We start from the raw sequence: 769 nt of genomic DNA, 5'->3' as shown, positions 1-769 counted from the left end.
TCCAACCCACGGGATGGTCGCCACGTCCCGTTAGGGGCATGTCGCCACCCGGTCGATTTCAGGATCTCCCATGGAAACCATCACCAAGCAAGACCGCATCACGCTGAAGAACCTCAAGGTGGCCGACTTCGCCAGCGAGGAAACGCTGTGCTTCACCGCGACCATCGTGTTCGACGGCATTCCCATCGCCGAGGCCCGCAACGACGGCCACGGCGGCTCGACGTTCCTCCACGCACTCAACGGCAAGGCGGCGCTGCTGGCGCAGGCCGAAGCCTTCGCCAAGGGCCTGCCGCCTGCGCCGCTCGACCTGGGCCACGAGGGTGAAGACCCTCATTACATCGCCATGACGCTCGACTTCCTGGTCGATGAGCTGGCCGATGCCATGCACGCGGAACGCAAGGTGCGAGCCGCGTTCAACCGCGACATCGGCAACAAGGTGCTGTTCATCAAGGACCGCAAACTGCTGTTCATCAAGGGCATCAAGCTCAAGGCCATCGCCGACCGCAAGTCGTACTTCGCTTCGCTGCGCGCCCGGCAGGCCCAGCCCATCGTCATCCTCGCCGAGCTGCCGCCCGAGCAGGCATTCGACCTGTGGAAGCAGCATGTCCTGGGCGACAAGCCCGACTGACCCAGCACCACCGCACCCTCCTGACAGCCCCGCACTCGACGCGGGGCTTTTCTTTTCTCTGAGCCCATCAATCGGGGCTGTGCCGGATGCGGTTTTCCAACTGACGCAGCACGGCCCTCGCAAGAAGCTGCCCGCATGTTC

General features: G+C 64.1%; 1 protein-coding gene. It reads left to right on the top strand.

Translation table 11 applies throughout. From position 1 onward, the window contains the following. The first annotated feature begins 70 nt into the window (after positions 1-70). Positions 71-628, top strand: coding sequence for a hypothetical protein (locus tag EKA13_RS27425; RefSeq protein ID WP_009459715.1), 558 nt, complete (start codon positions 71-73; stop codon positions 626-628). Positions 629-769: the final 141 nt, after the last annotated feature.

Source organism: Pseudomonas defluvii (assembly GCF_001695625.1).
In the GTDB taxonomy this organism is placed as follows: domain Bacteria; phylum Pseudomonadota; class Gammaproteobacteria; order Pseudomonadales; family Pseudomonadaceae; genus Aquipseudomonas; species Aquipseudomonas defluvii.
This window is presented reverse-complemented; position numbering and strand designations above follow the sequence as displayed.

What these genes read in the sequence shown, in the direction of transcription:
- EKA13_RS27425 (WP_009459715.1), top strand. Translation starts at nt 71, where the DNA reads ATGGAAACCATCACCAAGCAAGACCGCATCACGCTGAAGAACCTCAAG.